This is a genomic window from Geodermatophilus chilensis (genome assembly GCF_002802985.1).
GTDB classification, from domain to species: domain Bacteria; phylum Actinomycetota; class Actinomycetes; order Mycobacteriales; family Geodermatophilaceae; genus Geodermatophilus; species Geodermatophilus chilensis.
Genome location: NZ_NVPT01000219.1, coordinates 1 through 7,399 on the forward strand (window position 1 = coordinate 1; position 7,399 = coordinate 7,399).

Annotated in this window: 13 protein-coding genes; 10 read left to right on the top strand and 3 right to left on the bottom strand. The window is 71.6% G+C overall.

Going from position 1 to position 7,399, the window contains the following annotated elements; genetic code table 11:
- Window positions 1-160: 160 nt before the first annotated feature.
- The 10 genes from CNO22_RS24340 to CNO22_RS24385 all read left to right on the top strand — a co-directional run bounded on the left by CNO22_RS24340 (window position 161) and on the right by CNO22_RS24385 (window position 5,020).
- Window positions 161-352, top strand: coding sequence for a hypothetical protein (locus CNO22_RS24340; protein WP_100501834.1), 192 nt, complete (start codon window positions 161-163; stop codon window positions 350-352).
- A gap of 192 nt (window positions 353-544) precedes the next feature.
- Window positions 545-784 (top strand): hypothetical protein, encoded by a 240-nt coding sequence (locus tag CNO22_RS24345; RefSeq protein WP_100501835.1) that lies wholly within the window; start codon window positions 545-547, stop codon window positions 782-784.
- A 17-nt stretch (window positions 785-801) separates the two neighbouring features.
- Window positions 802-1,305: a hypothetical protein gene (locus CNO22_RS24350; protein WP_100501836.1), complete on the top strand. Its 504-nt coding sequence runs from the start codon at window positions 802-804 to the stop codon at window positions 1,303-1,305.
- Window positions 1,302-1,493, top strand: a complete 192-nt coding sequence (locus tag CNO22_RS24355; protein WP_100501837.1) for a hypothetical protein — start codon at window positions 1,302-1,304, stop codon at window positions 1,491-1,493. Before CNO22_RS24350 ends, CNO22_RS24355 begins: the two co-directional genes overlap by 4 nt.
- Entirely contained in the window at window positions 1,493-1,738 is a 246-nt protein-coding gene (locus CNO22_RS24360; protein ID WP_100501838.1) for a hypothetical protein, read from the top strand. Before CNO22_RS24355 ends, CNO22_RS24360 begins: the two co-directional genes overlap by 1 nt.
- 589 nt (window positions 1,739-2,327) lie before the next feature.
- On the top strand, window positions 2,328-2,684 hold the full coding sequence (locus tag CNO22_RS24365) for a terminase (protein ID WP_100501839.1): 357 nt from the start codon (window positions 2,328-2,330) through the stop codon (window positions 2,682-2,684).
- A gap of 17 nt (window positions 2,685-2,701) precedes the next feature.
- Entirely contained in the window at window positions 2,702-2,908 is a 207-nt protein-coding gene (locus tag CNO22_RS24370; RefSeq protein WP_100501840.1) for a hypothetical protein, read from the top strand.
- Window positions 2,905-3,213, top strand: a complete 309-nt coding sequence (locus tag CNO22_RS24375) for a hypothetical protein (RefSeq protein ID WP_100501841.1) — start codon at window positions 2,905-2,907, stop codon at window positions 3,211-3,213. The genes CNO22_RS24370 and CNO22_RS24375 overlap by 4 nt, the downstream gene beginning before the upstream one ends.
- Window positions 3,214-3,515: 302 nt before the next feature.
- Window positions 3,516-4,286: a polysaccharide deacetylase family protein gene (locus CNO22_RS24380; protein WP_157937099.1), complete on the top strand. Its 771-nt coding sequence runs from the start codon at window positions 3,516-3,518 to the stop codon at window positions 4,284-4,286.
- 419 nt (window positions 4,287-4,705) lie between these two features.
- A complete protein-coding gene (locus tag CNO22_RS24385) occupies window positions 4,706-5,020 on the top strand; it encodes a WhiB family transcriptional regulator (RefSeq protein ID WP_100501843.1) in 315 nt (104 codons plus the stop codon).
- A gap of 262 nt (window positions 5,021-5,282) precedes the next feature.
- On the opposite strand, the gene CNO22_RS27975 is transcribed toward CNO22_RS24385, so the two are convergent.
- The 3 genes from CNO22_RS27975 to CNO22_RS24400 all read right to left on the bottom strand — a co-directional run.
- Entirely contained in the window at window positions 5,283-5,453 is a 171-nt protein-coding gene (locus CNO22_RS27975) for a hypothetical protein (RefSeq protein ID WP_157937100.1), read from the bottom strand.
- 739 nt (window positions 5,454-6,192) lie between these two features.
- On the bottom strand, window positions 6,193-7,020 hold the full coding sequence (locus tag CNO22_RS24395) for a D-alanyl-D-alanine carboxypeptidase family protein (protein ID WP_100501845.1): 828 nt from the start codon (window positions 7,018-7,020) through the stop codon (window positions 6,193-6,195).
- A gap of 54 nt (window positions 7,021-7,074) precedes the next feature.
- Window positions 7,075-7,399: hypothetical protein (locus tag CNO22_RS24400; RefSeq protein WP_198588576.1), on the bottom strand; the 325-nt coding region annotated here is incomplete at its 5' end.

The following is a 7,399-nucleotide window of genomic DNA, read 5'->3' on the forward strand; positions in this document are numbered from 1 at the left end:
ATATCGTTATCTACGTGTGATCATCGGCAGAGACTTGTTCGAACGGTGTGAGGCTGCATTCCGGATGGTGAGTGCGGCGTGTTGGTACATTATCAGGCAGGCACCAGGGTATTCGCGGGAGGAGTCGTAGGCGGCGTCGAATGTGTTTAAGCGACAGAGCATGCGCAGCACTGACGCCGATCTCCGCACCGTCGTCTACGACGGCGCCCTCTACCTGGCCGCCGACGACGTGGCCGCACTGCTGCTCGACCTGGCGCAGACCGCCGAGCAGCACCCGGAGCTGTCGACCGCGACGGTGTTCCGCGAAGTTGCCCGCGGCCTGGCCGCCTACGAGCCCGGGGGCCGGCCGTGAGCGCCTGGTGCCCCGACTGCCTCGCCGTCGAGGTTCCCCCGAACGCCCGGGATGGTCGCTGCGACGTCTGCCGCCCGCCTCGACGCCACTCCAAGCCGCGCCGTGCTTCGTGGCGCGAGCAGGCCGACGAACGGTTCCACCGGCTCGTCGACCAGCAAGCCACTCAGTAGCCCAACCCGAAGGAGAAAACCCATGCCCAGCAACTACTACGAGTACGGAGACCGGGCCCGGCTCGAGGTCAACGCCAGGCTCTACAGGCCAGACCCCGCGCTGGACCGGGCTGCCGACCTGCTCGAGAACGACCGCCAAGCGTTCGACGCTCTGCCGCTGCGGGTCCGCAGCGTCGCCGTGGAGCACGCCACCTTCCGCCGGTACTACCTCGACGCCAAGGCGGCCGGCGTCTACGTCCCCGACCACGGCCCCGCGGCCTGACTGCCAGGAGAACCGACATGCCGAAGACCACAGCCGAGCCGACCAGCGACCAGCTCGCCGCCGAAGCCGAGCGGATCGCCGCCCGCCTGACCGAGATCCGCGAGCAGGAAGCCCAGCGGCAGCAGCAGCAGGCCCAGCGCCGCGCCGACGCCGAGCGCCAGTTCGACGAAGAGCTCGTCGCCGGCTACGACCGCAAGGCCCTCGACGCCGAGGTGGACGCCGCCCGCGCCACCTTCGACGCCGCCGTCGCCGACCTGCCCATCGTCAAGGCGCTCGCGGACTACACCGCCGCGCAGCAGCTTCGCCGCACCCGCGTCTACGAGCACCTGTCCGCGCTCAGCCGGCTCGGCCACGACGTCGACTACCGCGCCCTCCCCACCGTCGACGTCGCCCCCGTGCAGGACGTCGTGACCGCCGCTGTGGCCCGCATCGTCGGCGACCGCACCGCCACCGAGGTCAATGACCTCCACGCCCGCCGCGCCGCGGCCGGCGACACCGCAGCAGAGGAGACCAACCGATGACCGCCCCGACCCTCGAGCACGCCGAGTACTGCAAGCCCCGCCCCGGCGAGGACGCGCCTCGCGTGGAGAGCTACGGCATCCCCACCTACAGCCAGGACGGCACCGCACAGGTCGGCAGCATCCGCTGCGATCGGTGCGTCGAATGTGGAAACGCCAGCTACGACGGCGTGATGCGGGAGCGGCACTGATGGCCGTTGACGCGCTCGACCCCGGACCTCTTGGCAACTACCCGTACTGGCCGAGGGACGCCGCAGGGAAACCGCTCAACACCCAGGCCGACGCCGAGGCCGCGGGCAGCGGGACCTTCATGCCGCACGGCAAAGAGCTGTCCGCCGACCGTGACCGCGACGGCTACCGCAAGGTGCACGACCTGACCCCGCGCACGCCCACCGGGGAGCCGATCGTGCCCCCGACCATCCCGCCGCAGGGCTGACCCATGACCGAGATGGTGCCGGCGTCAAGCCCACCGGGCCCCCGCTCGCCATGGCGCGGGGCAACCGGACGTAAGGCGAGGAGCGCGTCACTTCCTTTCCGCGCTGCGATCCGCCTGCGTCGACACCGTCTCATCCCTGCCATTCGAGAGGACCGCAGCACCGATGCCCTGGTCCCGCAGCCGGCCCCGGTCGGCGTCCTACGGCTACGCCCACGCCAAGGCCCGCAAGGCCGCAGCAGCGAGGCACGACCCGTCCGACCCGTGCAGTCGATGCCGTCATCCGCTGGGACCGATGGGGCCGTGGCTGCACTATGACCATGACCGCACCCGGACCGGCTACCTCGGCTTCGCCCACGGCGCCCCGTGCCCCTGGTGCCGCAGGTGGTGCAACTTGTCGGCGGGTGGACGCGAAGGACGATCACGGCAGAACGTCACCCGTGTCAGGCGGGAAGCCACCCGTGTCGGATTGTAAACGCGCAGGTCAGCGAGGTATGGGGCCGTTCCCTTCCCCCCACCCCCCTTACGGGACCCGCCAGTCTCGAAAACTTATCTCCGACATCCGAAACCATCTCCCCTTTGCGAGGACCAGATGAGCAAGCCGAGGCCCCCGAGGGGCGCTCAGAAGGCCGGCGCGGCCCTGTGGAACGCCGTGTTGGAGGAGTACGAGCTCGAGGAACACGAGCTGCTGCTGCTGCGGGAGCTGGTTCGCACCACCGACGCATTGGACCTGCTCGAGGCCCGTGTGGCCGCGGATGGTGTCCTCCTGGGCTCCAGCCAGGGTGAGCGGGCGCATCCGGCGTTGGTGGAGGCCCGGCAGCAGCGGATCACTCTGGCCCGGCTGCAGGCCGCTCTGCGGTTGCCGGCGGGTGAGGAGAGCGAAGGCGAGAGCCGCCGTCCGCAGCGTCGGATGGGTGTGCGTGGTGTGTACCGGGGTGGTGTCGGATGAGGCGCCGCCGTCTGCGGGTGCCCGTGGTCCCGGAGCCGCCGTTGCGTATCCGCCGGTTCGTGGCCGCGGAGTGGGGCTGGGATGGCCCGGCCTACGAGGACGGGTATCTGGTGCTGGGGCACTACGAGGCGAACCGCCGCTATCTGACTGCCTGGTCTGACTGGTGCGACGAGCACGATGTGAACCTCATGGACTGGTTTGACCGGTACGGGCTGATGTCGTGAGGCGCCGGCAGAGGACCCCGCCGGGGTTCGTCGAGCCGCCGGGCCGGCTGCTGTCGTACGTCGAGGCCGATTGGTTGCCGCTGGTCGATCCGGCCGGCTACGACCCGGAGAGCTACCGGAACCGTGGCCCGGATGGTCCGTACGGTCCGCCGAACTGGTCGTTCGAGGCGTGGCGCGGGCAGCAGGCGTGGAACCTGTTTAGCCGTGCCCGGCTGAACTGGCGTGACCAGTACGGCTGGCCCGGCGGTCTCGATCTCGTGGAGTTGTTGCAGCAGACGGTGCGGATGCGACAGGCGCAGCTGTGATGGGCACCGGCTGGCGGGCCTGGCGACCGGACGGTGACGAGCTGGTGCCGTGATCGTGGTCAGGGCTCCTGGCCCGCGACCTTCGCCGTGCCCGGCTCAAAGGTCCCCGAGGTCGACGGCTCAGGACGTAACCCAGTGACGACTCGTCGTCACGGAGGTCACGCGGCAGGTCGCTGAGGGACGCCGCAACGCCGGACTGCGCGGACCCGCGACCGATGGCCTGCCCGCCGTCGAGCGGGATCCCCTACCTTCCGGGTCGCACGAGGTCTGTAGCGGGCAGCTCGACCCTTGGAGGTGTCGGCATGGCCGGACTATTGATCGCCAGAGCCAAGGCGGTGCTGCTGGCTGCGGCCCTGACCTGCGCCGCCCTGGTGGCGGCCCCGCCGGACTCCGGGCTCGGGCCGCAGCCGGCAGAGGCGGCCGTCAACACCTGCCCGGCACCCAAGAGCTACGTCCTCACCACGGTGCCCGCCACGGTGGCCCGCAACGTGGCGCTCACCTTCGACGACGGCCCGAGCCCAAAGTGGACGACGCAAATCCTCGACATCCTCAAGGCCAACCGCGTCCGCGCCACCTTCTTCATGACCGGGACCTACGCCCGCGCCTACCCCGCCTTGGTGCGACGGGTGGTCGCCGAGGGGCACACCGTCGGGAACCACACCTACAACCACACCAAGATGACGACGCTCACCAGCAGCCAGCAGGCGGCTCAGATGGACTCGGCCACCAGGTACATCTCCGCAGCCGTCGTCGGGGGCTACAAGCCGTGCTTCTTCCGCCCGCCCTACGGGGCCTACGACAGCACCACCCTGAGCCTGGCTCGCAACCGCGGGATGAGTACGACGATGTGGTCGCGGGACACCCAGGACTGGAAGACGCCGCTCTACCTGAGCAGCTCCTTCCAGCAGTCGATCGTCTACAGGGCCACAAACCCGGGGTCCTACCACCCGAACGTCCTGATGCACGACGGCAGCCCCGGGAACTACCGGCAGAACACCGTCGACAGCGTGCAGCGGATCATCAACTACTACCGCGACCGCGGTTATCGCTTCACCAACCCCGCCGGCCAGTAGGGGGGGCCGGTGCTCGGACGAACTGCCGGCGCGCATGGGGCCTGCGAGCCTGCGTGGCCTGCCACGCTCGGGGGGCGCCTCCTGCGCCTGCGCCCCTGAGGCTGCGGACGGGAGTGGGCGTGTGGGGAGCGTTGCGCGGCCAGCGACGGAGGTCAGCCGCAGTTCGCCGACCGGATCTCCACGGTCGCGTGCCACTCAAAGCACGAACGTCCGTGCAGGCCGGGAACCTGGGTCGGACCCTGGACGGGACTGTCGAGTTTGTCGTCCAGCACGAGTGGGGTCGTGGTCGGCACGTGCCGACCGTGCCGCCGGAGCGGGTGCGGCGAGTGGGATGACAGCGGCTGGGGGACGGCGGATCCCTGCGGTCATGTGCGGCGCGCCTGTCGTGTGTCGGATCAGGTTCGTGACGCAATAGGTACGTGAGCCAGGACGCGGCTCTCGAGCGGGACCTGTGGGCCCCGCCCGCGAAGGCGGCGGCACAGTGGCTCGCGCTGCAAGAGGCGCTCGAGGCTTGTGGCCCGGTGGCCTGCCAGACCTCCGACGCGGAGGCCTGGTGGCCCGACCACAAGGACATCCACGACATGCCGGCGCGCACGGCGGTCGCCGCGTGCCGCCGGTGCCCGGCAGCAGCCCCGTGCCTCGCCTACGCCCTCGCCAACGATCACCGGTACGGCATCTGGGGCGGCACGCTGCCGGCGGAGCGTCGCGGTTTGAATCCTGCACTGGCAGGCTGAAGCCCATGCCTGATGAGCAGGGGTACTACTCCACGGCCGAGAAGGACGCCCATCAGCCAGGCGTCTGCGAGGTGTGCGGCAGCGCCAAGCGGGTGAAGTGGTACCCCCACACCGATCCGACGGACATGACGAATCGCGGTGCCCGCTGGTCTGCGTCGCCCGAGATGTGCCCGACCCCAGACAGGCACCCGTAAGGCACCAGAAGCGGACTGAGCCCCGCCGACTGCGGATCGGCGGGGCTCAGTGCTTGTGCGGGACGGCGCTAGGTGGCGAGGCCGGCGGCGAGCTCGTCGATGATCCGTTGCAGGTCCGAGAGGTCGATCAGGCCGAACCGAACCCCGCCCGGGGTAGCCACCGTGGCCTCCAGCAGGCCCGGAGCGGCGGGCTGGAGGGTGACCCCGCCGGGCAGCACGACGATCTCCTCGGGGTTCATCGAGCGCTCCTCGGACGCAGCAGCCCCAGGTCGTTCACGGTCGGCCGTCGAGGCGTGGCCGGAGCTGACGACTGCGGGATCTTCATCGGCCGAGCGGCGGGCCGGCGGCGCGCTTGGCCCACTGCATCGTGTCGCGTGGCTGCGACACGTCCTGGCACGGCGGGCGAGCGCTGTGGGCCGCTGCAGAGCGGGCATCGGCTCCGGGCCGGTGGACGCTCACCCAGGCGAGGCAGCCGGAGACGGATGCCGAGCTCCTCGAAGACCGCATCCACCGCGCCGCATTCCCACCTCTCCATGCTCAACGCCAAGACATCGACGTCGGGGAACAGGTACCAGTGCCGGCCGTTCCGCGGCAGCCAGTCCACCGGGAGCACCACGAGCGTCGGCTCCGAGTGGTGCGTCAGGAAATGCACCATGGCCTCGGCCATGGGGTCGTCGACCGCAGCCGTGGCAGGACGACGTTCAGTAGTGTCGATCATGGGTCTCTCGTCCTTCCAGGGAGGGGGAGGGATCAAGGCCCCGTTCCGGTCGCTACACCGGGGCGGGGCCGCCTTGCGTCTGATGCTCACCGCTGTGGGGCGATGGCGCTAGGTGACGTGCGGCGGGTTCCCGTCGGGCCCGTCGCTGGTGCCAGCGTGGTGGCCAGCGTGCGGCGTCCGCGACCGTTCGTGGCGGTCCTCGACTGGTCGGGCGAGGCTTTGACCTGCGGAGACGGACAACGGCGGACCGCCGCGGACGGTTATCCGGCGTACTCCCAGTGCCACGGTTCCTCGCGACCGTTGCCGGGGTCGGCCCAGCGCGGGTGGAGGAAGCCGAAGCGGCCGGCGTTGGCGACCATCCAGGCGTACTGCGCCGTCCCGAACCGCTCGACGCCGCCGCACAGGTCGACGGCCAGCCCCCACCCGTGGTCGCTGGTGCCCGGCACCGCCGCCAGCGCCGGCTTCTCGCCGTACAGGCGCACCTGGCCGGCGTAGGTCCGGTAGGAGTCGGTGAGGCACAGCGGCGTCCCGAACGCGCCCGCGAAGGCGCCCGACAGGGCGCGGTAGGCGGCCGCCGCGTCGCAGCGCAGCGCGTGGCCGGCGACCCCCAGCGGGCACAACGCGCTCGGCGGGATCAGCCCGTTGGGGTAGCCGCCCCAGGCGCGCGACCCCTCGGTGGTCGGCGGGTACACCGCGTTGCCGCACTCCACGCGCAGCGCGCCCCCGGTGGGGCCGGGCGCCGGCACCCCGTCCCGCAGCCCGAGGCTGGGCCGGCCGACGCCCAGCACCTCGTCGGTCGGCAGCCGGCGGACGACGACCGCCCCGGCCCGCGCGTCGGCCGCGAGCATCGTCTGCGGGTCCAGGGCGATGCCGACGTGCGCCAGACCGGACTCCCCCGCCCCGAGGAAGACCAGGTCGCCGGGGAGGACGTCGGCCGGGTCGACCGGCGTGGTGACGCCGTAGAGGCCGGCCTGGTCGTCGGGCAGGTCGATGCCGGCCGAGCCGTAGGCCGCCTGCACCAGCGAGCCGCAGGCCCAGGAGTCCAGCCCGGCGGTGCCCGGCGCGTACGGGCGGCCCAGCGCGTCCATGGCGGTGCTGACCGCGTCCAGGGTCTCGGCCGGCAGGACCAGCAGCGAGCTGGGCTACCGGGGCAGCTGGGCGGCCCCGCGCTGCGCTCCCCCGGCCGCGGCGCCGACCGGCACCAGTCGCTCGGGCAGACCCGACCCGGGGTCCCGCAGGGCCGAGGCCGGCGGCGGGGTGAGGCCCGCGGAGGACAGGTCGGCGAGGTAGGCCCGCCAGCTGGCCGCCGTCTCCTCGTTGACCCGCAGCTGCGCGTCCTGCAGCCGGGTGAGCTCCCGGTCGACGGCGGCGACGGCGGCGTCGAGCTCCTCGGTCGCCGCGGCCGCGGCGGCCTCGAGCTCGGTCACCTCGCCGGCGAGCTGCTCGGCCCGCTGCCGCTCGGTCTCC

What these genes read in the sequence shown, in the direction of transcription:
- CNO22_RS24340 (WP_100501834.1), top strand. Translation starts at nt 161, where the DNA reads ATGCGCAGCACTGACGCCGATCTCCGCACCGTCGTCTACGACGGCGCC.
- CNO22_RS24345 (WP_100501835.1), top strand. Translation starts at nt 545, where the DNA reads ATGCCCAGCAACTACTACGAGTACGGAGACCGGGCCCGGCTCGAGGTC.
- CNO22_RS24350 (WP_100501836.1), top strand. Translation starts at nt 802, where the DNA reads ATGCCGAAGACCACAGCCGAGCCGACCAGCGACCAGCTCGCCGCCGAA.
- CNO22_RS24355 (WP_100501837.1), top strand. Translation starts at nt 1,302, where the DNA reads ATGACCGCCCCGACCCTCGAGCACGCCGAGTACTGCAAGCCCCGCCCC.
- CNO22_RS24360 (WP_100501838.1), top strand. Translation starts at nt 1,493, where the DNA reads ATGGCCGTTGACGCGCTCGACCCCGGACCTCTTGGCAACTACCCGTAC.
- CNO22_RS24365 (WP_100501839.1), top strand. Translation starts at nt 2,328, where the DNA reads ATGAGCAAGCCGAGGCCCCCGAGGGGCGCTCAGAAGGCCGGCGCGGCC.
- CNO22_RS24380 (WP_157937099.1), top strand. Translation starts at nt 3,516, where the DNA reads ATGGCCGGACTATTGATCGCCAGAGCCAAGGCGGTGCTGCTGGCTGCG.
- CNO22_RS27975 (WP_157937100.1), bottom strand. Translation starts at nt 5,453, where the DNA reads ATGAACCCCGAGGAGATCGTCGTGCTGCCCGGCGGGGTCACCCTCCAG.
- CNO22_RS24395 (WP_100501845.1), bottom strand. Translation starts at nt 7,020, where the DNA reads ATGGACGCGCTGGGCCGCCCGTACGCGCCGGGCACCGCCGGGCTGGAC.